We start from the raw sequence: 21,322 nt of genomic DNA on the forward strand, positions 1-21,322 counted from the left end.
TGCGCTCAGATTCCCGCGGCGTGCTCCAACTCCACCAGCGCGGCTTCGAGACCGTCAGCCATCTCGTCGATATCTGTGGCTACTTCCGGTGTGGTGACAAACCCGAAGTCCATGTGCTCCAGGTAGGAGAAGCAGGTGATGTTCAGCGCGACATCCATGACGGGTGGGCCAAGCGGAATCATCGACTCCAATCGCGCCCCGGCCATGTAGAGCGGGAACGACGGCCCAGGAACGTTGGACAGCACCAGGTTGATGGGTGCCAGATTCCGGGATAGCCCGCTGGCGGTGTACGCACGTGCCGCCAATTGCAGCAGCCCAGGCGGCGTCGTATCGGTCAGCCCCATGATCTGATGCGCCGACATGGCCCGCGCCATCTCCTTGGCGCCCTGCGTCCCCTCGTAGATCGCCCTGATCCGCTCGGCCGGATCATCGATATCGGTCGCCAGCGAGACGGTCATCGAACTGACCTGATTGCCTACCACCCCGTCGGTTTCCTCGGTGCGCACCGATACCGGAATCTGGACGATCAGCGGCTTGTCCGGCAGCTCGTCGCGCTTGGCCAAATAGTCACGGACAGCACCCGCGACGATCGCCAGCACCACGTCGTTGACCTTGACGCCAAACGCGTCCTTGAGCGCCTTGACACGCGCCAGGTCCAGACGCGCCCCGGATATCCGCCGGTGCGGCGATACCGGCGCGTTGAATCGGGTGTGCGGTGCCTCGAAATACCCGGGCGATTTGCGTTCCATGCCGAAGACCGCCAGCTGTTGGCGCACCGTCTGTTGCACCAGCCGGACCACCCGATAGGGAGTCTTGACACCGACATTCACCAGCGCGCTGAGCAGGATGCGCTCACGGCTCGGTAGCCCGAGCCCCACCAGCGAACCGACTGTGTCATCCGGCGCGGGGCGTGGTTCGGGTGCGATATCGAGCAGGATCTCACCCAACCCCGCGCCCGAAACACCGTCGACGATGGCGTGATGCATCTTGGTCAGCGTGGCCACCCGCCCACCCTCGACGCCCTCGATGACCCACAACTCCCATAGCGGACGCGACCGGTCGAGCTTGTACGACATCAGCCGTCCGGCAAGCTCTTCCAGTTCCTTGCGGCCGCCGGGGGCGGGAACGCCGATCCGCCGGATATGAAAGTCGGGATCAAGCTCCTCGTCCTCGACGAACCACGGCCGGTCCAGTCCCAGTGGGACATCGGTGACCCGCCAGCGCAGCTGCGGCATCGACGGAAGTCTCTCCACGATGAGGGCACGTACCCGCTCAAAGCTGTAGTCCGGCGCATCGGTGGGGTCGTAAATCGACAGTCCCCCAATGTGCATGTGCCAGCCCGCCGTTTCGGCGTGCCAGAACGCCGCGTCTACCCCAGACAGCCGTTGCATGGCGGAAACACTAGCCCCGACCGCTTTCCATCTGTGAGGAATGCAGCGAACCGTCGGATCTTGATCCGATCAGCGTCGCTTGCCGAAGCCCTCGAACAGATTCCATGACTGGCTGCCCTTGACGTAGTGCAGGTAGTACGCGTAGTTGGCGATGCTCATGGTCGCCGCGGATAGCCCGATACCGGCACCCCGGGCCGCACTATCCGGGAGGTTCAACAGCGCGAACACCGCGTAGAAGACAACCCACACACCGACAAGCGTGAGGCCCTTCTGCCACATACCCTTGACGAAGAAGTAGATCGGACCGAAAAAGAACGCGGGGAAGTTCGCAGTCAACCGAAACCGGCTGCCGAAGGGTATCGCCTTGAAGGCGGCCTTGGATTCGGGGCTGGAGGCCGGGAGGCCGTATCGGTCAAAGAAGTCGAACCGTCGCTGCCAGATCTCCGCCAAACTCTGGCGGTCATGGGTATCAGTCACGCCGGTAGAACCTACACAGGACGCACACAGCAGTCATACAGATGGCGCCGGTGCTACCTTGATCCCAGTGAGCATCCCAGGGAGCAACAGCGCCAATGCTGATACCTGGCTGGTCATCCCCGCCTATAACGAGGGGCCAGTCATCGCCGAGGTCATCGCCGCGGCGCTCGGCACCTTCCCCAACATCGTTTGCGTGGACGACGGCAGCGCCGACCGTACCGCCGCACTCGCCCATGGAGCCGGTGCGCACGTGGTCCGCCATCCCGTCAACCTCGGGCAAGGTGCGGCGATTCAGACCGGCGTGGAGTACGCCCGCGCACAGCCGGGTGCACAGATCTTCGTGACGTTCGACGCCGACGGCCAGCACCAGGTCAAGGACGTGGTGGCGATGGTGGACCGGCTGCGGCTGGAACCGCTCGACATCATCGTCGGCACTCGTTTCGGTGCGGGCTCCACACCAGATCATGTGCCCCTCATCAAGCGCATCGTGCTGAAAACCGTTGTGCTACTAAGCCCCCGGACTCGCCGCCTCAACCTGACCGACGCTCACAACGGTCTGCGTGTGTTCAACCGAACCGTCGCCAATGGCCTCAACATCACCATGAACGGCATGGGCCACGCCAGTGAGTTGATCGCGATGATCTCCGAAAATCATTGGCGGGTGGCCGAACAGCCGGTGGACATCCTGTACACCGAGTATTCGATGGCCAAGGGCCAGTCGCTGATCAACGGGGTCAACATCTTGTTCGACACCGCGTTCCGCCGGAGGTTGCCGTGATCACCTGGATACAGCCGCTGCTGATCGTCGCCGTTCTGCTGCTGCTGGTGTATCTGCTGCGTTCGCGCAGCACCGCGCAGGCCAAGGCCTGGGTAAAGCTCGGGTTCGTGGTCTTTGTGATCGCCGGTATCTACGCCATCCTGCGCCCGAATGACACCACCACACTGGCGCATTGGCTCGGCCTGGGCCGCGGCACAGATTTGATGCTGTATGCGCTGATCATCGCGTTCGCGTTCACCACCTTGAGCACCTACCTGCGCTTCAAGGACCTTGAACTGCGCTACTCGAGGCTGGCCCGGGCCGTCGCGTTACGCGGCGCCGAGCCTCCGGAAGAACTCGACAGTCCGGCCAATTCCGGCCGTTAAGGGCACCTTCGGTTCCCAGCCAAGCACGTTCTTGGCCAGGCCGACGTCCAGGCAGGACTGACGCAGATCGCCGAGCCGTGGTGGATGAAACTCTGGATCATCCGCCGCGCCCGCGGCCGCGGCCACTAGCGAATGCAGTTGTCGGTCACTGGTTTCCACACCGGTGCCGACATTGAAACGCCGCCCGCCACCGTCCGGGCCGGAGGCGCGCACGAAGGCGTCCACGACATCGTCGACGAACACGTAGTCGCGTGTGTTACCGCCATCGCCGAACACCTTGGTGGGGCGGCCCGACAGCAGTGCTTGCGCGAAGATGGCGACGACGCCCGCCTCGCCGTGTGGATCTTGTCGTGGCCCATACACATTGGCCGGCGCGATATGGGAACACTCCAGCCCGTACAGGTGCCGGAAGGTATTGAGGTAGATCTCGCCGGCCACCTTGCCCGCCGCGTACGGCGAATGCGGGTCGGTGGGGACGGCCTCGCTGGTGGGGATTTGCTCCGGAGTGCCGTAGATCGACCCGCCCGACGAGGTGTGCACGATCTTGCGTACGCCCGCCTTGCGCGCGGCCTCGGCGAGCCGGACCGTACCGACGACATTCACGGAAGAATCGAACTGCGGGTCGGCCACCGAGTGACGCACGTCGATCTGTGCGGCCAGATGGAAGATCACCTCAGGTGAGTATTCGGCGACAACGGCGTCCAGATCAGCCTCGACGATGTCGTCCTTGACGAAGGTGAACGCGGGATGCGCCTCGGCAGTCTCCAGATTGGCCACCTTGCCTGTGGCCAGGTTGTCCAGCCCCGTTACCTCGTGCCCGTCCGCCAGCAGCCGGTCGACCAGCGTCGACCCGATGAATCCTGCAGCTCCGGTAACCATTGCCCGCACCTGGCTACTCCCTCTGTGTTCGCATAGCTCACGGCATTCGGCCCCACCCTACAGATAGGGTCTGGCCCAAATGTCTTCTGCAGTGCGAGCCCAACTTCCCCAGATGAACCGCGTTGCCGCTGCTGCGGCGGTTCTCATCGTGGCGCAGCTGGTGGTTCGTGGCGTGTTGGCGTTCGGGGGCGATTTCTATTGGGACGACCTGATCCTGGTGGGCCGCGCCGGGACGCAGGGCCTGTTCTCGCCGTCGTACCTATTCGACGATCACGACGGGCATGTCATGCCTGCGGCCTTCCTACTGGCAGGCATCATCACCAAGCTCGCCCCCTTGAATTGGTTTTGGCCCGCGCTGAGCCTGGTGGTGCTGCAGGCATTGGCATCACTGGCGCTACTGCGGGCGTTGTGGGTGATAGTCGGCTGGCGGCCTGTGCTGCTGGTTCCGCTCACGTTCGCACTGTTCACGCCGCTGGCCGTGCCCGGCTTCACCTGGTGGTCGGCAGCGTTGAACTCTTTGCCGATGCTGACCGCGATGTGCTGGTTCGTGGCCGACGCGATCTTGTTGGATCGAACCGGACACCGTAAATACGCCGCGACGGCACTGGCGGCGTTCCTGGGCGGGCTGTTGTTCTTCGAGAAGTCGGTGGTCATTCCGTTCGTGGCGATCGCGGTGGTCGCGCTCCTGGCCTATCTGCGCGGGGACGGCTGGTCCGCACTGACCCGAACATGGCGGCGGGGCGCGATGCTCTGGATCCCGGCGGGGGCGCTGACCGCGGCATGGATCGCGTTGTATCTGGTGGTGGTGAACCAGAAGCGCTGGAGTACCGATCTGTCCATGACGTGGTCGCTGCTGCAACGTTCCTTCACGCACGGGGTACTGCCCGGTTTGGTGGGCGGACCGTGGCGTTGGGACCGCTGGGTGCCGAGCTCGCCGTGGGCCGAGCCCTCGTCGTTCGTGATCGGGCTGGGCGCGTTCGTGCTGGGCGCAACGATCCTGCTGACGTGCTACCGCAAGCAGCGGCTCGGGCTGGTGTGGCTGACGCTGCTCGGCTACTTGGTGGCCAGTGAGGTGCCGATCTACCTCATGCGTTCATCGGCCTTCACGGCACTGCTGCTCGCGCAGACGCTGCGGTATCTGCCGGATCTGGTGGTGGTCGCCGCGCTGCTGGCCGCGGTGGGTCTCACCGCCCCCAACCGTCCGGGTAGCGGGTACCTGGACAGCTCTACGCGGCGCACCGCGGCCGTCACGCTGGTCTTGGCGTTGTTCGTCGGAAGCAGCATGGTCTCGACGGTCACGTATCTGCGCAGCTGGCGCAACAATCCCGCCTCGCCCTACATCGCGAATGTGAAGGAGTCGCTGGCCGCGGTAGCAACCGGCCCGGCGGTACTCGACCAGGAGGTCGACCCGCTGGTTCTGCAGAATGTGGTGCGGCCGGAGAACCTGCTCAGTCATATGTTCGCCCTGGTCCGTCCCCGGCCAGAGATCGGTTCCACCACAACGCAGTTACGGATGTTCGACCGCTACGGCCACCTGCTGGATGCCCAGGTGACGTGGGTGCGTGCCATCACCGAGGGGCCGGTCCCCGGCTGCGGGTATCTGGTGCAGTCCACGCACACCATGCCGCTGAGTGGTCCACTACTCCCCGCGGACTGGATCGTCGAGCTGAACTATCTGGCCAACACCGACGGCGCCGTGTGGGCATCATTCACCAATGGGCCGAAAGTGAGAGTGCCGGTGCGCCCCGGCCTCAACCGGGTGTTCATCAGACTCCCAGGTTCAGGGAATTCGCTTACCCTGCAACCGATTACCCAGTCGTTGTCGCTGTGCGTCGCCGTCGGGCCGGTGGGAGCACTCGCGCCCCGGTAGATTGGGCGCCATGCTCGAAGAACTGGCTTTGGCGTGGACCGGACGACTGTCTGCACCCGTCCTCGAAAAGCTGCTCGACCTGCCGGAACCACTCACCACCGAGATCCAGACGCGCCGGGACATCGAGGTCACCATGCCTGACGGCGTACGGCTCGCAACCGACCATTTCCGCCCACCTGGGCAGGATCCGATGCCCGCTGTCATCTTCCGCACCCCGTACGACAAGCGCGGCATGGTGAGTCAAATATGGGCAACACTATTGGCACGTCAGGGGTTTCAGGTAGTACTGCAGGACACCCGCGGGCAGTTCGCATCCCAGGGCAAATTCGACGCGTTTCGGCAGGAACGTGCCGACGGACTGGCCACCGCGGCCTGGGTTCGGGAGCAGCCGTGGTGCGATGGCACACTGGCAACCGCCGGCCCGTCGTACCTCGGGCATACCCAGTGGGCGGTGGCGCCCTACATCGAACCTCCGTTGGCTGCCATGTGCCCCGCCATCACAACCAGTAACTTCACAGAGCTCTTCTATCCGGGCGGGTCGTTCAATCTTCACAACCTACTGACATGGTCATTCTCGATCGGTTCACCGGAAACCTCGCAGCTGGCCGGGCTGCTGCGCGCCGGCACCAACGCCAAGCGGGTGCGCCGGGCCATGGATCACCTACCCCTGGGAAACGCCGACAACGTCGCGCTCGGCAAGCCAGAACCTTTCTGGCGCACCGTCACCGACCACACCGACGACGACCACTGGGACGAGATCAACCACACCCCGGCGCTCGCGACACTGAAGACGCCGGTGAGCATGGTGACCGGTTGGTGGGATTTACTTCTCGTCGGACAGCTGCGTGACTACGAAGAGCTCCAGAAAACCGACTGCCCGCGGCGGATCACCATAGGTCCGTGGGACCACATGAAGTCACTCAAGGCGGTGATCACCGATAGCTTCTCGTGGCTGGCAGCCCATCTGCACGGTGACACCTCATCGACGCACCGCGCTCCGGTACGCATCTATCTGCAGAAGGCCGGCCAATGGCTGGACTTCGAGCATTGGCCGCCCAAAGACTCCTCGCCCACACCGCTGTATCTACGGGCCGATCACAAGCTGGATTGGGAAGCGCCGCAGGATGATAATTCCGTCGACACCTTTACCTACGACCCCAATGACCCCACTCCGACAGTCGGTGGGCCGCTGCTGGACACCAGGGCTGCCGGTCAGCGCGACAATGCTCATGTCGAGAAGCGCTCCGATGTCCTGGTGTTCACCACCAAGGCGCTGACGAGCGACCTAGACCTCATCGGCCCCGTCTCGGCCTCCATCTACGTGACAACCGACAGCGGCCGGGGCGATCTCTTCGTCAGGCTCTGCGATGTTGATCGAAAGGGACTGTCCCACAACGTCACCGATGGAATCATCAAGCTGAGCGATGCGGCCGATTCCCCCGTGCAGGTGACCATGCATCCCACCGGATACCGTTTCGCACGGGGACATCGGCTGCGAGTGCAGGTCAGCGGCGGCGCGTTTCCGAACCATGCCCGCAATACCGGCTCCGGCGAGCCGCTTGCCACCGCCAGCCGCACTGTTCCCATCCGCTTCGAGGTACGTCATGACAAGGAATGCCCCTCGTTCGTGACACTTCCCGTGCTGCGCATTTCATGATCACGAAATACCTTTGCTTCCTTGGTTTTACGGGGGTATTCCTCAGCGCGTGCGGGGGCGGTGGCGCATCGGAAAGCCACCCGACCCTCATCCATGTCGGCAGCACGGGCGGCGGAGGCGCCGAGACCAAGGTGGTGACGGCAGAAGACGGCAAGCCCGGCGCCATGGGCCAACAGGTGCACGATGGCGATCTCGCGTTCGTGGTCACCCAGGTGAGCGATGCCGGAACCGTCGGCGACGTGGCAAATCCCGCCCTGCAGGCCACCGCGTCCGGCACGTTCGTCGTCGTACACCTCGAGGTTCTGAACCTCGGGCAGACGACGCATTCATTCCTCGGCGACGAGCAGAAGCTCAAGGATGCGACGGCCAGGGAATACGCACCCGACAGCATGGCGAACATCTTGGCGCGCAATGCCGAACAGCTCGAACCGGGTGCGGAGCTTGTGCCCGGCGCGCAGAAACGGTCGGTGCTTGTCTACGACGTGCCGCACGGCACGGTACCCAAGGAGATCGACCTTCACAGCGATTACAACTCCAAGGGCGCACGGGTGCTGCTCGGCTAGCCGACAGGCGGAAACAGCGTGTAGGCGATCTGCGAGGCGATCTGTTTCGGATCGGAGTCATCGCGCGAATCGGCAAGCGCCCCACTGGTCCACAGCGACACAAACCCATGCACCAACGACCACGCCGCGCGGGCGGCGGTGACCCTGTCGGCCGATGTCTGCCGAGGTGTCAGCGTGGCTATCCCGGCGTCGAGCGCGGCACCAGCGCGATCACGTGCGGTGGCCAGCGACGCGTCCACGGAATCGAGCAGTGCCGGCTCGAACATGACCGAGTAATGCCCCGGATTGGCCAGCGCGAACTCCACATACGCCAGGGCCGCGGCATGAAAGTCGGGGTGTGCGCTGTCAAGGGCGTCGGCAAGTTGGTTGAATCCGTCGGCAGCCAATGCGGTGAACAAGCCGCGGCGGTCGCCGAAGTGGTGGGCCGGTGCGGCGTGCGAGACACCGGCTTCGCGCGCCAACTCCCGCAGCGACAGTTCTGTTGCGCCGCGGCGCGCCACCATGTCAGCCGCGCTGGCCAGTATCACTGCCCGCAGATCGCCATGGTGGTAGGACATCGCACCAGCATAACCCCGGATCTTGACAGTGACTAGTTCCCGAGTATCGTCAATCTAGTCACTGTCAAGATTGGAGAATCGTCATGGCTCCGCTCATCGCCCTTGTCGTCGGGACGCTGTTGGCTCGTCTGGCCGGCGCCCTGGGACTCACGCTCGTCAATGCCTGGCCCGCCGCGTTGGCGGTCGGTCTGGCCGCAATGTTCACGCTGACCGGTGTCGCGCATTTCGTCCCCACGATGCGTGAGGCGATGATTGCGATCGTGCCACCGCAGATTCCGGCGCCCCGGTTTCTGGTGGCGCTGACCGGGGTACTCGAGCTGCTCGGCGCGCTGGGTGTGCTGATTCCGTCGACGAGAGAGTTGGCGGCGGGATGCCTGGGAGTGCTGCTGGTGGTGATGTTTCCGGCCAACGTGTATGCGGCCAGCCAGCGATCCAACCCGCTGTCCACGCCGCTGAGCTGGCGAACCGCGGAACAGCTGCTGTTCCTCGCGGCGACGACAACCGTCGCCTTCAGCTAGACCAGATGCCAGACCAGAACGGCGGCCAGCACTCCCATCCCGTTGAGCGACCAATGCAGCGCAATGGGCGCCAACAGGCTGCCGCTGCGGCGGCGCAACCAGGTGAAGACAAATCCGGCGAAGGCAGTGGCCACCACGGCGCCGGCGACACCCGCGATCTGCGCCCCTAGGCCCACCCCGAGAAGCCTGGTGAGGCCGACATTGCCGGTGGTGAGGCCCAGCGAGGTAGCGATGTGCCAGAAGCCGAAAAGCAGGGATCCGGCCGCCGCCACACCCCGGAAGCCCCAGGCCCGTGCCATCGTTCCGTGCAGAACCCCACGAAACGCGAGCTCCTCGGGAATCACGGTCTGCAGTGGGATCAGGACGAATGAGGCGAGCAGCGCACCCGAAACCGTCGTGGCGTAACTGCTGTTGAGGAACATCGGGCGGGTCATGGGCAACAACAGCCCCGTGCCGATCACCGCGCCCACGATGACGACGGCGACGGCCGCATATTTGGCGCCCGAACGCCAGTGATCTCGGCCCAAGCCCAGCTCGGCCCAGGAGTGACCGCGATAGCGAATCAGAGCGAGCAGTCCGGCGGCGGCAACCGGAACCACGACAAAATTGGCCCACGGCGTGGTGAAGTGTGCAATCAGATTGGTGGCGACCAGAACAGCGACGACGACAGCGATATCGATGTACGTGCGCATATCCCGCAATCCATGCAGCGGCGCAGCGGCGGCCGTGGTCTGAGTAGGCACCCGATCCAGAGTACCGGCGCTCTCGTTAGCCCAGATCAGAGTGTGATCCAGTCGTATCGACCACGTCATGGCGCCATCCTGCACGTCGGAGCCCAGGGCACTGTGGCAGTGCCCACAAGGCCGGGTTAGCCGGAACACGATCGACCTTCCCGTAAGTTCTGAAATCGTGCTCACCCTGTTGTTGGCGTTCGCGGGATTCGCCTGTCTGGACGCCCTCAACGTGCTCAACATCGGCATCGCCACCACGATCGTCTACGTGACCCGGCTGGAACGCCGGTCGGTGTTCCCCGGTGGCCTGAGCTTCATCACCGGATTGTTTGTGGCGCTGTTCACGTTTGGACTGGCGACGGTGCTGGGTGTGCGCTCGCTGACCGACGTGGCCGCCGGATCCGATATCACCCCGTCGACCCGGTATTGGGCGCAGCTGGTCATCGGAATCCTGCTGATCGCGGTGGCGGCGTTGACATGGTTCTCCGAACCGGTCACACCGCCATGGATCCGGAACGTGGCACGGCGCCATCCGTGGCTGCTCGCCTTTGTCGGCCTCGCACTGGGATACGCCGAAGCCCCTACGTCGGTGCCGTATTTGAGCGCTCTGGCGATGCTGGCCTCCCGCCACCCGCTGCCCACAATGTGGCCGCTGCTGCTGGTCGGCTACGGCCTGATTGCCATACTTCCGAGTCTGCTGATTCTGGTGCTCTCGACGCGGCGATCGCCGCGCGCGCGACGAATGCAGCGCGGCCTGGTGCGTACGGTGACCCGTTACGGACCCACCGCGATCCGGGTCATTTTCCTGTGCCTCGGAGTCGTCCTGATCGTCAGCGCGCTCGTACATCACAGCGCACTGGGACTCCGCTAGGCGACACCGCCTCCCCCAAAAAATCGGCCGACCGCTCGTTGTGCTCAACCCCACGATGAGCACAACGATTGATCAGCCAACGCGTCCAACTTTGATTAGCCGAACGAACACCCGAGACATTACTGTCAGTAAATAGCACTTGTCAATCACTTACCCTTTCGATAGGTTGCTTACCGCCCAGACACCCGCGCACCTACGATGAGCAGCACAGCATCGGCGTGTATGGTTGGGCTGCAGAGTGGAAGTACGCGAGGGGGTGCGATGCCAGATTTTTCGAGGCGACTGAGCCACCTGTTTGCCACCGTGCATCCGGCCGGGCGTGGCCCCTACTCACTGAATGAAGTGGTCGCCGCACTCGGCGAGCGCGGTGTCGAGGTGTCGTCGCCGTATCTATCGCTCCTACGCAAGGGCGAACGGTCGAACCCCGCGCCCGAAATCGTCACAGCGCTGGCGGAGTTTTTTCAGGTGAGCCCCGCCTATTTCTATGACGCCGACTATGCCGAATCGGTGAACCGCGATCTGGATTGGCTCGTACAGTTGCGCGACTCGAAGGTGCGTGAGATCGCGCAACGCAGCTACGCGCTATCCGAGCACAGTCGGCAGGCGATTGCCGATATGGTCGATCACCTTCGCAAGGTGGAGGGCATACCCGATAAAGAAGCCGGAGCCGCGAAGCCGTCCTGACGCTCCCGGTAGGCGTCGGCGATCGCGAGTACCCAATCCTGATCGCTCACACCATCTGGTGAGCGCAACCATTCGCAACTGAATCCCGGAACCAGCTCTCCCACTAGCCAATCCGCAATTTGCGCGGCGCGATCTGCCTTACTCAGCGGTAGTTCAACCTCGGTATGCATCGGAGTCTGCCGATGCTGCGCTAAAACAGTAAGACCATCTTGGATGTGAGTCCTCCATTCAAAGACCAAGTCAGATAATCGGACTCGTTGGTCTTCTGGAGGAAAGAGCTTCGGAAAGAGTTGACCGAGAGCATCGTGAAACGGTTGAAGCCTCCGTACGTCGCTCCGCGCCTGCACGTTGAGTACTACCGGCGGCCAGACAAATCCGATGAACATCAGGAGCGCGGCGACACACGCGGGCCAGGTCTGTATCCACAGCCCATATCGGCTTCCCATGAACCCCACTCCATGGACCAAGGGACGCCAGATCCCCCCACAAACGGTTGCAATGAGCTGGAAAAACGACGCGGTCGCGAGTAGTCCCAGGCCGGTGCCGACCGGTGTGCGATCCGCATGCCGCATCCCCACCCACGAGAGCTGTGCAAACACCACGGCCGCGAATCCACTGCTCACCACCAACGCACCAGTACTCGCAGGATCAGCACCGTCCAAAAGTGCATCGATCACCGCAGGTAAGTTCCTCGTGGTGAGCAGCAACTCGCTCTGACTGGCCGCCACGGCAACCACGGCGGAAATGATGGCGGTCACTACAAACGTAATTCGCAATCCTCGCCGTATCCGCGCCGCAGATGCATCGCCACGAATACCAACCACGAACACTTGCAGACACCCCGCTAATGCAACGATCCACCAACCACCAGCGCTGATCGCTCGTATCACCGGTGGCATCGCAGACCACGCCCAGTCGGTAAACGCCACCAGCCACAACCACACGAACACGGCGAAACCCGTGGCGGCAACGGCCGGAACCGAAGTCGGATACCGCCACAGCCGCCAAATCCTGTACAACAGGGCGGGCAGAAAGCAAAGTAAAATCGCGATACGCAGAACTTGCAGACTGTCTCCGAACGAGTGGCTCATCGTGCGCAGACATCACCCTGGCGACGACGACCCCCATCAGCCGTTTCGAGGGTTCGATTTACGTCGCCACTTGTGTAATGGACAGGCGATGCCTCCTGATCCCGCCACGTGACGCCCGGGCTACCCAGCCGGCGGAAACTGTCGGCCACCTCAAACACCCATTCCTCGTCGCTGAGGCCCTCAGGGGCCAGGAGCCATTCGCAGCTGAATCCCGAAAGTGCCTTTCCCGCTACCCATTTCGCAACTTGCGCGGCGCGATCTGCCTTACTCAGCGGTAGTTCAACCTCGGTATGCATCGGAGTCTGCCGATGCTGCGCCAGGAGAGTGAGCCCGTCTTGAATATGCGTCGTCCATTCAAAAACTAAGTCGGATAGACGTATTCGTGACTCTTCAGGGGGAAACAGCTGTGGGAACACACGCGCCAACGCGTCGTGAAGCGGACGGAGGCGCCGCTCATCCCGCCGCGCCTTAATACGCAGTACGACAGGAGGCCAAAGAAAACCGACGGTCAACAATGTCACACCAACGCTACCCGTCAGACTCTGCAGCACCAGCCCATACCGAACAGATATGAGATCGTGCCCCCCAGTAAGCGGACGCCAGATTCCCCCCGAAGCCACCGCTACAAACTGGAAAGACGAGGCCACCGCCAATATCCCCAATCCGGTACCGACCGGTGTGCGGTCCGCATGCCGGAACCCAACCCAGGCCAACTGGACCAGCGTCACCGCCAGGTATCCATTACCCACCACCGACGCAACGATCGCGCTACTGTCCCCACCGTCCAGAAGCGCATTGGTCAGCTCATGTAAGTCCTTGGTAGCCAACAGCACTTGACTCTGACTCGCGGACACCGAGACCACGACGAGGATCACCGCGGTTACCCCAAGGATTATTCGCATTCCTCGCCGCATGCGATCCGGAGAAGCGGACGCGGCAACGCCGAGAATGAACACCTGTGCGCACATCGCCACCGTGGCGACGAACAAGCCACCCATGCTGGCTGCGCGGAACTGCACCGGCATCAGCGACCACACCGTGTCGGTGAAGGTGAACAGCCAGAACCACATGATCACCCCGAAGCAGGTGACTGCAATCGCCGGAGCGGTCGCCGGGTATCGCCATAGGCGCCATATCCGGTACACCAGAACCGGCAGAAAGCACAGCAGAAACACAAAGCGCACGATCTGCATGACCTGCCAGATCCAGGGACTGATCACCCCAGTGCGTCGTCCACGTACGGACTCCACCGCGTATGCGCGCCCCGTCCAGACCGCATGCGGCGGATCAACAAGCCTGCAAAACGCTCGGCGGCCAGTTCATCCTCCGGCCAACGGTTGTCGTCATGCACCAGATCGTCACTGCCGCAGCTGCGTTGCAACATGCGGGCCACAAGCTCCGGTGCAACGACCTCGACATGCTCTGCTGCAAACTCTGCAACCGGTAGCCCCCGGTGCCCCAGCACCATGTGCCCCAACTCGTGAGCAATGGTGCGGTCTCGGCCCACGACTCCGTGACCTACTTGGACTACGTCTCGGTCCGGAAAGGAAATCCACTGGCCAAACACACCGGCCGCAAGCGGCGCGTCCTGGATCTCCATCACCCGGCCGTTCGCCTGCGCCCAACTGCGGGCCACCTCGACCACCGATCCCTGCCCACCACCGCTCACCGTGAGCACCTGGTCCACCGCAGCAACGACCGCGCCATGACCGCTGGCACCGCGTCGCGCAAACCACATGGCCAGTAATGCTAGCGACCTGGTACATCGCGCACAGCAGAAGGAGCGCCCACGGCCCCGGCGCCGGCGCCGGCGTGATTTATGTCAAAGGTTTGCTCAATCCACGGCCTGCCTGGGATTCGATTCCGCGGGAGTCGCCCTGGTCGACGGGCATCAGAACTCCATGGCAGGTATCCCACCTGCCGAGTTCGAGCGGGTCGACGCAACGATGGCAGAAGCCGCCACGAAAGCTACCGAGTAATCGGTGTGGAGCTGCCCGGGGGAATCGAACCCCCGACCTATTCATTACGAGTGAATTGCTCTACCGACTGAGCTAGGGCAGCGTGCCGGGCGAACCCGGCGCCCGAGAGTCTACGGCACCCCTGCCGCGACGCCCAATCTCATTCCGTCGGGCGCAGCGCCTGCCCTGCCGTCGCGACCAATGCATCGATCGCGAACTTGGGCTTCACATTGACCGCCAGCGCTTCTCGGCACTCCAGGACCGCCTCGATGCACTGCAACAACTGTTCGGGCGGCACCCTGTCCACCATCGGCCCCAACCGGTCGGCCATATCCGGATGATGCAAGGCCACCCGCCCCTCCTCGGCGGCGCCGAACGAGAGCACCAGGGCATCTCGGAAGTAGGTCGCCAAATCGATAAGAGTGCGGTCCAGCGCATCTCGCGACGCCCGGGTCTGCCGGGATTTTTGTTTCCGCTCAAGGTCTTTCAAGACCCCCGCGGACCCCCGCAGTGCCGTTGCGGCACCCTTTCCGGTGCCGCCTGCCCCCAGCGCCGTCTTCAGTTCTTCCTCTTCGGACTCGTTACGGGCAGCCGTCAGCTCCTTGGCCTCGGCCTCGGCGCTGATGACCAGCTCCTCGGCGGCGGCGTATGCCCGCGTCGGGGTGGCGGCCTCCCTGGCCAGCCCCAATGCCCGAAGTCGGCGCGCACGTGCCTGTTCATCGGTAGCGAGCCTGCGCGCCCGACCCACATGGCCACCGCTCACCGAAGCCGCCCACAGGGCCTGCTCGGCATCGATGCCATCACGGTCCATCAACACCTGCGCGATGGCTGCCACCGAGGGAGTGATGAGCGCCACATGCCGACAGCGCGATCGGAGGGTGATCGAAATGTCCTCGGGATCCACCGACGGCGCGCACAACAGGAACACCGTCCGCGGTGGCGGCTCTTCGACAACCTTCAACAACACATTGCCGGCACCCTCGGTCAACCGGTCGGCATCCTCGATGAGCACCACCAACCAACGACCAGTGCTCGGTCTGCGCCACGCCGCCTGCACGATGGCGCGCATCTCATCCACGCCGATCGACAATCCCTCCGGAACGACTCTGCGCACGTCAGCGTGGGTTCCGGCCATCGTGGTCATGCACGCACGACACTCGCCGCAGCCGACGGATTCGCCGTCGGATTCGCACTGAAGGGCGGCGGCAAAACACAACGCTGCCACCGACCTGCCCGAACCCGGAGGTCCGGTAAACAGCCACGCATGGGTCATCCGGCCCGCGTCACCACCGCGAGCAGCCAATGCCGAGGACGAGAGCGTCGAAACCACCGCTCCCTGATCCACCAGGCGCTCGAAAACCCCGCTCATCGTCCCCAACCCTAGCCGCCGGCACCGACCCCAAGGGCACCGCTCAGGCGTGTGAAACGCCTCCGTCACCGCCGACAGCTACGGTTAACGGGTGACTGGCGCGGAGGGTAGGCCCGACCAGCGCCCTCTCGCACGCGCAGCCCGGTACTCCCGATGGGTCATGCGGACGCCATGGCCCCTCTTCATCATGGGTATCGCCCAGTCGAACCTGGTCGGCGCGCTGTTCGTGTTGGGTTTTCTGCGGTTCGGCTTACCGCCCAGTGATCGTGTCGAACTATCCGAGCTCGGCCCGGAGCGGCTCGTCATCCTCGGCGTCTCGCTGTTCATCCTGTTCATCGCCGGCGCCGTCGTCAGCACCTACCTGCTGCTGCCGGTGCTGCGCTGGCAGTACAGCTCCCCCGACTTCGAATCGGAGGGCTCTGAGTGGGTCCGCGTCCGCGCCCTGCAGATGCCGTTCTATCGGACCGTCATCAGCGTCGCGACATGGCTCGTCGGTGGTGCGATCTTCGTCGCCGTCACCTGGTCGTCCACCCATAGCTCGGTACTGGTCGCCGCGTTCGCGACCGTGCTGGGCGCCACCACGACCAGCATCATCGGGTACCTGCAGTCCGAACGCGTCCTGCGCCCGGTCGCCATTCAGGCCCTGCGCCGTGGCGTACCCGAAAATGTGACCGCCCCAGGCGTTATCGTCCGCCAAGTACTCACCTGGGCGCTGAGTACCGGTGTGCCGATCCTGGCGATCGTGCTCACCGTCGTGGGACAGCGCGCCGGATATCTCAAGTCCAACGCCGACAACCTCACCGGTTCAATCCTGATCCTGGCGATCATCGCGTTGGCCATCGGACTGATGGGCACGCTGTTGGTGGCTACGTCGATCGCCGATCCGCTGCGCCAGTTGCGTTGGGCCCTCAGCGAAGTGCAGCGCGGGAACTACAACGCGCACGTTCCGATCTACGACGCCAGCGAGCTAGGGCTGTTGCAGGCCGGGTTCAACGACATGGTGCGCGATCTCGGCGAACGGCAACGCCTGCGCGACCTGTTCGGTCGCTATGTCGGCGAGGATGTGGCACGCCGGGCCCTCGAATACGGCACCGAGCTCGGAGGTCAAGAGCGCAGTGTCGCGGTGCTTTTCGTGGACCTGGTGGGGTCCACACAACTCGCGTCCACCCGCGGGCCCGCGGTGGTCGTACGCGTCCTCAACGAGTTCTTCCGGGTCATCGTCGACACCGTCAACAAGCACGGCGGCTTCGTCAACAAGTTCCAGGGTGACGCGGCGCTGGCCATCTTCGGCGCCCCCATCGACCATCCCGATGGTGCCGCCGCGGCGCTGGCGGCCGCCCGCGAGCTGTCCGGCGAGCTCACTAATGTTTTGGGTTCCAATGACTTCGGCATCGGCGTCTCCGCCGGACGGGCCATCGCCGGCCACATCGGCGCCCAGGCTCGCTTCGAGTACACCGTCATCGGCGACCCTGTGAACGAAGCGGCCCGGCTGACCGAGCTGGCCAAGAACGAGCCCGGAAACGTGCTGGCGTCGGCCTCCGCGGTCATGGAAGCCCGCGACGAGGAAGCATTGCGGTGGGACGTCGGCGAGACCGTTGAGCTGCGCGGGCGCACCGTGTCAACTCAGGTGGCGCGCCCCCGTCACGGCTAAGTCGCCTTCTTCGCAGCCTTTTTCGCAGGTGCCTTCTTGGCAGGCGCCTTCTTGGCCGCCTTCGCGGGTGCCTTCTTGGCACGCTTCACCGGGCCACGCGCGCGGCGATCGGCGAGCAGCTCCGAGGCCCGCTCGTCGGTGATCGAGAGCACGTCGTCGCCCTTGCGCAGGCTGGCGTTGGTTTCACCGTCGGTGACGTAAGGACCGAAACGCCCATCCTTGATCACCATCGGCTTGCCGGTGACCGAATCCGCACCGAGCTCGCGCAACGGAGCGGCCGAAGCCGCCTGTCCGCCACGGCGCTTGGGCTCGGAGTAGATCTTCAAGGCCTCTTCGAGGGTGATGGTAAACATCTGATCCTCGGTGGCCAGCGACCGAGAATCCGTGCCGCGCTTGAGATACGGGCCGTAGCGGCCGTTCTGCGCGGTGATCTCCTCATTGTTGGACGGATCGACACCGACCACGCGCGGCAACGACAGCAGCTTGAGGGCATCCTCAAGTGTCACCGTCTCCAACGTCATGGTCTTGAGTAGCGAGCCGGTCCGCGGCTTAGGACCTTCGACCTTCTTGGCGCCACGTTTGGGCTTCTCGTCCTCGGCGGGCTCAGGCGGGGCAGGCAGCACCTCGGTCACATAAGGACCGAAACGTCCGTCCTTGGCCACGATGTCGTGTCCGGTTTCTGGATCAACACCCAGGGTCCGGCCTTCCTGCGGGATCGCGAACAGCTGTTCGGCCATCTCGACGGTCAGCTCGTCGGGGGTGACGCCGTCCTTGACGTTGGCGCGCTGCGGGATGAGAGTCCCGGCTTCACCATCAGGATCGGCCACCATGCGCTCCAGGTACGGCCCGTTCTTTCCGACCCGCACGTAGATGGGGCGCCCCTGCTCGTCGTCGAACAACTTGATCGAGTTGACCTCGCGCGCATCGATCTCTTCTAGGTTCACACCCACCAGGCGCTTGAGTCCGCCGGCGCGTGCAACCGAGCCCTCGACACCGTGCTCGCCACCAAAATAGAAGGCGTTCAACCAGTTTGTACGACGTTCGTTGCCGGAAGCGATCTCGTCGAGGTCGTCCTCCATGGCGGCGGTGAAGTCGTAGTCGACAAGGCGGCCGAAGTGCTGCTCCAACAACCCGATCACCGCGAAGGCGGTCCAAGAGGGCACCAGCGCGCTGCCGCGCTTGTGCACATAACCACGATCCTGGATGGTCCTGATGATCGACGAGTAGGTGGACGGACGCCCAATTCCCAGCTCTTCCAACGCCTTGATGAGCGAGGCCTCGGTGTAGCGGGCGGGCGGATTGGTGGTGTGTCCATCCGCGGACAGCTCGGCGACGGTAACCGTCTGTCCCTGCTTGAGCTGCGGCAGACGGCGTTCCTCATCATCAGCCTCGCCACCGGCCAGCTCGTCGACCGTCTCGACATATGCCGACAAGAAACCCGGGAACGTGATGGTACGACCGCTGGCGGTGAACACCACCTGCTCGCCGGAGGTGGCGGTGCCCGCCAACCGCAGGCTCAGCGTGGTGCCGCGCGCGTCGGCCATCTGCGAGGCCACGGTGCGCTGCCAAACCAGCTCATACAAACGGAATTCGTCGTTATCGAGCAATGAATGCAATTGACCCGGAGTTTTGAATGTCTCACCCGCCGGGCGAATAGCCTCGTGCGCTTCCTGCGCATTTTTCACCTTGCGCGTGTATTGCCGCGGCGAAGGGTGCACATATTCGTTTCCGTACAACTCCGCGGCCTGGCTGCGCGCCGCGGTCAATGCGGATTCCGACAGCGTCGTGGAGTCGGTACGCATATAGGTGATGTAACCGTTTTCGTACAGCCGCTGCGCGATGCTCATGGTGCGTTCGGAGGAGAACCGCAGCTTGCGCCCGGCTTCCTGCTGCAGCGTCGAGGTCATGAACGGCGGGTAGGGCTTACGGGTGTACGGCTTTTCCTCGGCGGAGGCGACCGTCAGCGTGGCCTGACTCAGACCGGCGACCAGCGCGTTGGCGCGAGTCTCGTCGAGGACCAACACATCGTCGGCCTTTTTGACGTGTCCCAGAGAGTCGAAGTCGCGTCCCGAGGCCACCCGCAGGGCGTCGACGCTCAGCAGGCGGGCGTTGAATCGCGGCGGCTTGGCCTCGCTCCCGGCGTCCAGTTCGGCGCCCAGGTCCCAGTACCCGGCACTGCGGAAGGCCATGCGGTCACGTTCACGCTGGACGATGATGCGGGTCGCCACCGACTGCACGCGCCCGGCCGACAAGTTGCGCCCGACCTTCTTCCACAGCACGGGACTGACCTCGTAGCCGTAGAGCCGGTCCAGGATGCGGCGGGTCTCCTGTGCATCGACGAGGTTGTTGTCGAGGTCACGGGGGTCTTGAGCGGCCGCAAGGATGGCCTGCTCGGTGATCTCATGGAAGACCATGCGCCGGACGGGCACCTTGGGCTTGAGAGTCTCCAGCAGGTGCCAGGCGATGGCCTCACCCTCGCGGTCACCGTCCGTCGCGAGATAGAGCTCGTCAACGTCCTTCAAGAGGCCCTTGAGTTCGGTGACGGTGCCCTTCTTATCGGGACTGACGATGTAGAGGGGCTCAAAGTCCGCGTCGACGTTCACCCCGAGGCGAGCCCAGGGTTCCGACTTGTATTTGGCCGGAACGTCGGCAGCGGCACGGGGCAGGTCCCGGATGTGGCCACGTGAAGATTCGACGACGTATCCGTCGCCGAGGTAGCCAGCGATCTTGCGGGCCTTCGTCGGTGATTCGACGATGACGAGCCGTCGCACTGCTTCGTCTCCTTACCTGCGCATTCAGCCGCATATGTACGGTGTACGGGCGGTTCACCGTGGTCACAAGATGACACCCCCACGCCAATTGCGCAAACCTAGCCTTGCATATAGGCGCCGGTATTCCAGATGTCAGGGTGGCCACAAGCGTGTCCGAGTCCTCGCCCACCCACTGTCAAAACCCTGCTAGACCCGCGGCCAGACGCGGAATGCATCGGTGTCGCCGGGCGGTTCTCCGATGTTTTCCAATAACCGCCCCAACCGGCGTCGTCCACTGATGCGTAACGCGGGATTGGCGCCGCGTGTTCCGATCAGGGTCGGGGCAATGCCGACCCGCATCAGCGCAGCCGCCAACGCCGAATGAGTATCGGGAGCGTGGGGATCCAGCCCGAGCAGATATCTGTCGGCCTCCGGCGAGCCCGCGGCAAGTACCCAGGCGCGCAGTTCACGTGCACCCGGTAGCCATTGTGCGGGCACGGTTTTCACCGCGCCACGGGTCCAGGCTGCGGCCACCGGGAGCAGAACCGGACTCACCGCGGTACGCACCAACGGATGGTTCTCTGTACCGGTCTCGGTGTGGCCAACCTCCGCCTGCAGACCGGTCTCGGTGATCATCTCGGCCAGCGCCAACGCCCGCCACGGCTGGTCCACGACCACCGAGATGCGCGCGCCCGCTCCACTGACCACCACCTGACCCGGTCCGGCCAGCAGCCCCGCCAAATCGGTGACCTCGGGAGGCACCGATTCGGCGGAAAAGAAGGACAGCTGGCTCACAGTCACAGACAGTACTTTCTCCGCGATCAATTTCATCGAACGAGAAACGCCCCCGGCACAGGGCCAGGGGCGTTCCTACGACGGATGTGGGTCAGACGGCGCGGACGCCGGTAGCCTGCGGGCCCTTGGGGCTCTGGCCTACCTCGAACTCAACCTTCTGGTTCTCTTCCAGGGTACGGAATCCGTTGCCCTGAATCTCCGTGTAGTGGACGAAGACGTCAGCGGAGCCGTCCTCGGGCGCAATGAACCCGAAGCCCTTTTCCGCGTTGAACCACTTCACAGTTCCCTGTGGCATTTCTTGATTTTCCTTCTCTTACACCGGGTGCGACGCGCCGTTCGGTACGTCGGGCCCCGTTCCGACCGCCAT

General features: G+C 63.9%; 21 protein-coding genes and 1 tRNA gene. 9 read left to right on the plus strand and 13 right to left on the minus strand.

Going from position 1 to position 21,322, the window contains the following annotated elements; genetic code table 11:
• Positions 1–5 precede the first annotated feature (5 nt).
• Positions 6–1,391: a WS/DGAT/MGAT family O-acyltransferase gene (locus B4393_RS12500; protein ID WP_078334391.1), complete on the minus strand. Its 1,386-nt coding sequence runs from the start codon at positions 1,389–1,391 to the stop codon at positions 6–8.
• A 69-nt stretch (positions 1,392–1,460) separates the two neighbouring features.
• Positions 1,461–1,868: a DUF2628 domain-containing protein gene (locus B4393_RS12505; protein ID WP_165758479.1), complete on the minus strand. Its 408-nt coding sequence runs from the start codon at positions 1,866–1,868 to the stop codon at positions 1,461–1,463.
• 67 nt (positions 1,869–1,935) lie between these two features.
• Between B4393_RS12505 and B4393_RS12510 the strand changes: the two genes are divergently transcribed.
• Entirely contained in the window at positions 1,936–2,646 is a 711-nt protein-coding gene (locus tag B4393_RS12510) for a glycosyltransferase family 2 protein (RefSeq protein ID WP_236743154.1), read from the plus strand.
• The gene (locus B4393_RS12515) at positions 2,643–3,011 is read left to right on the plus strand and encodes a DUF2304 domain-containing protein (RefSeq protein ID WP_078281839.1); all 369 of its coding nucleotides are present in this window, start codon (positions 2,643–2,645) and stop codon (positions 3,009–3,011) included. Before B4393_RS12510 ends, B4393_RS12515 begins: the two co-directional genes overlap by 4 nt.
• Here B4393_RS12515 and B4393_RS12520 read toward each other — a convergent pair.
• The gene (locus tag B4393_RS12520; protein WP_078334393.1) at positions 2,955–3,899 is read right to left on the minus strand and encodes an NAD-dependent epimerase/dehydratase family protein; all 945 of its coding nucleotides are present in this window, start codon (positions 3,897–3,899) and stop codon (positions 2,955–2,957) included. The two genes, B4393_RS12515 and B4393_RS12520, sit on opposite strands and share 57 nt — an antisense overlap.
• A gap of 70 nt (positions 3,900–3,969) precedes the next feature.
• Here B4393_RS12520 and B4393_RS12525 point away from each other — a divergent pair, with 70 nt between their 5' ends.
• From B4393_RS12525 to B4393_RS12535, 3 genes are read left to right on the plus strand one after another with little or no spacing between them, the layout of a single operon-like run.
• The gene (locus tag B4393_RS12525; protein WP_109558405.1) at positions 3,970–5,760 is read left to right on the plus strand and encodes a hypothetical protein; all 1,791 of its coding nucleotides are present in this window, start codon (positions 3,970–3,972) and stop codon (positions 5,758–5,760) included.
• A 10-nt stretch (positions 5,761–5,770) separates the two neighbouring features.
• Positions 5,771–7,417 (plus strand): CocE/NonD family hydrolase, encoded by a 1,647-nt coding sequence (locus B4393_RS12530; RefSeq protein ID WP_078334395.1) that lies wholly within the window; start codon positions 5,771–5,773, stop codon positions 7,415–7,417.
• The gene (locus tag B4393_RS12535) at positions 7,414–7,980 is read left to right on the plus strand and encodes a DUF4352 domain-containing protein (RefSeq protein WP_078334396.1); all 567 of its coding nucleotides are present in this window, start codon (positions 7,414–7,416) and stop codon (positions 7,978–7,980) included. The genes B4393_RS12530 and B4393_RS12535 overlap by 4 nt, the downstream gene beginning before the upstream one ends.
• On the opposite strand, the gene B4393_RS12540 is transcribed toward B4393_RS12535, so the two are convergent.
• Positions 7,977–8,537 (minus strand): TetR/AcrR family transcriptional regulator, encoded by a 561-nt coding sequence (locus tag B4393_RS12540; protein ID WP_078334397.1) that lies wholly within the window; start codon positions 8,535–8,537, stop codon positions 7,977–7,979. The two genes, B4393_RS12535 and B4393_RS12540, sit on opposite strands and share 4 nt — an antisense overlap.
• An 83-nt stretch (positions 8,538–8,620) precedes the next feature.
• Here B4393_RS12540 and B4393_RS12545 point away from each other — a divergent pair, with 83 nt between their 5' ends.
• Positions 8,621–9,055, plus strand: a complete 435-nt coding sequence (locus tag B4393_RS12545; protein WP_078334398.1) for a DoxX family protein — start codon at positions 8,621–8,623, stop codon at positions 9,053–9,055.
• Here B4393_RS12545 and B4393_RS12550 read toward each other — a convergent pair.
• Complete coding sequence (locus B4393_RS12550) at positions 9,052–9,747, minus strand: CPBP family intramembrane glutamic endopeptidase (protein WP_078334480.1); 696 nt, start codon at positions 9,745–9,747, stop codon at positions 9,052–9,054. The genes B4393_RS12545 and B4393_RS12550 overlap by 4 nt on opposite strands.
• A 217-nt stretch (positions 9,748–9,964) precedes the next feature.
• Between B4393_RS12550 and B4393_RS12555 the strand changes: the two genes are divergently transcribed.
• Both B4393_RS12555 and B4393_RS12560 read left to right on the plus strand, forming a co-directional pair.
• Positions 9,965–10,657, plus strand: a complete 693-nt coding sequence (locus B4393_RS12555) for a GAP family protein (RefSeq protein ID WP_078334399.1) — start codon at positions 9,965–9,967, stop codon at positions 10,655–10,657.
• Between the two features lie 261 nt (positions 10,658–10,918).
• Positions 10,919–11,341 (plus strand): helix-turn-helix transcriptional regulator, encoded by a 423-nt coding sequence (locus tag B4393_RS12560; RefSeq protein ID WP_070937312.1) that lies wholly within the window; start codon positions 10,919–10,921, stop codon positions 11,339–11,341.
• On the opposite strand, the gene B4393_RS12565 is transcribed toward B4393_RS12560, so the two are convergent.
• The 5 genes from B4393_RS12565 to B4393_RS12585 form a co-directional block, all read right to left on the minus strand.
• Positions 11,281–12,432, minus strand: coding sequence for a hypothetical protein (locus B4393_RS12565; protein WP_078334400.1), 1,152 nt, complete (start codon positions 12,430–12,432; stop codon positions 11,281–11,283). The genes B4393_RS12560 and B4393_RS12565 overlap by 61 nt on opposite strands.
• Positions 12,429–13,652, minus strand: coding sequence for a hypothetical protein (locus B4393_RS12570; protein ID WP_078334401.1), 1,224 nt, complete (start codon positions 13,650–13,652; stop codon positions 12,429–12,431). Before B4393_RS12570 ends, B4393_RS12565 begins: the two co-directional genes overlap by 4 nt.
• Positions 13,649–14,170 carry a hypothetical protein gene (locus tag B4393_RS12575; protein WP_078334402.1) on the minus strand — a complete coding sequence of 174 codons (522 nt, stop codon included), beginning with the start codon at positions 14,168–14,170 and terminating at the stop codon, positions 13,649–13,651. The genes B4393_RS12570 and B4393_RS12575 overlap by 4 nt, the downstream gene beginning before the upstream one ends.
• Positions 14,171–14,417: 247 nt before the next feature.
• Positions 14,418–14,493: transfer RNA gene (locus tag B4393_RS12580), tRNA-Thr, on the minus strand.
• A gap of 57 nt (positions 14,494–14,550) precedes the next feature.
• A complete protein-coding gene (locus B4393_RS12585; RefSeq protein ID WP_078334403.1) occupies positions 14,551–15,759 on the minus strand; it encodes a DNA polymerase III subunit delta' in 1,209 nt (402 codons plus the stop codon).
• Positions 15,760–15,919: 160 nt separating this feature from the next.
• Here B4393_RS12585 and B4393_RS12590 point away from each other — a divergent pair, with 160 nt between their 5' ends.
• Positions 15,920–17,410, plus strand: coding sequence for an adenylate/guanylate cyclase domain-containing protein (locus B4393_RS12590; protein ID WP_078334404.1), 1,491 nt, complete (start codon positions 15,920–15,922; stop codon positions 17,408–17,410).
• On the opposite strand, the gene topA is transcribed toward B4393_RS12590, so the two are convergent.
• From topA to B4393_RS12605, 3 genes are all read right to left on the minus strand, one after another.
• Positions 17,407–20,181 (minus strand): type I DNA topoisomerase, encoded by a 2,775-nt coding sequence (topA, locus tag B4393_RS12595; protein WP_078334405.1) that lies wholly within the window; start codon positions 20,179–20,181, stop codon positions 17,407–17,409. The genes B4393_RS12590 and topA overlap by 4 nt on opposite strands.
• 186 nt (positions 20,182–20,367) lie before the next feature.
• Positions 20,368–20,955, minus strand: coding sequence for a hypothetical protein (locus B4393_RS12600; protein ID WP_078281984.1), 588 nt, complete (start codon positions 20,953–20,955; stop codon positions 20,368–20,370).
• A gap of 91 nt (positions 20,956–21,046) precedes the next feature.
• Positions 21,047–21,250, minus strand: a complete 204-nt coding sequence (locus B4393_RS12605) for a cold-shock protein (protein WP_005064941.1) — start codon at positions 21,248–21,250, stop codon at positions 21,047–21,049.
• Positions 21,251–21,322 lie beyond the last annotated feature (72 nt).

This window comes from Mycobacteroides franklinii, from assembly GCF_002013895.1.
Taxonomy (GTDB): domain Bacteria; phylum Actinomycetota; class Actinomycetes; order Mycobacteriales; family Mycobacteriaceae; genus Mycobacterium; species Mycobacterium franklinii.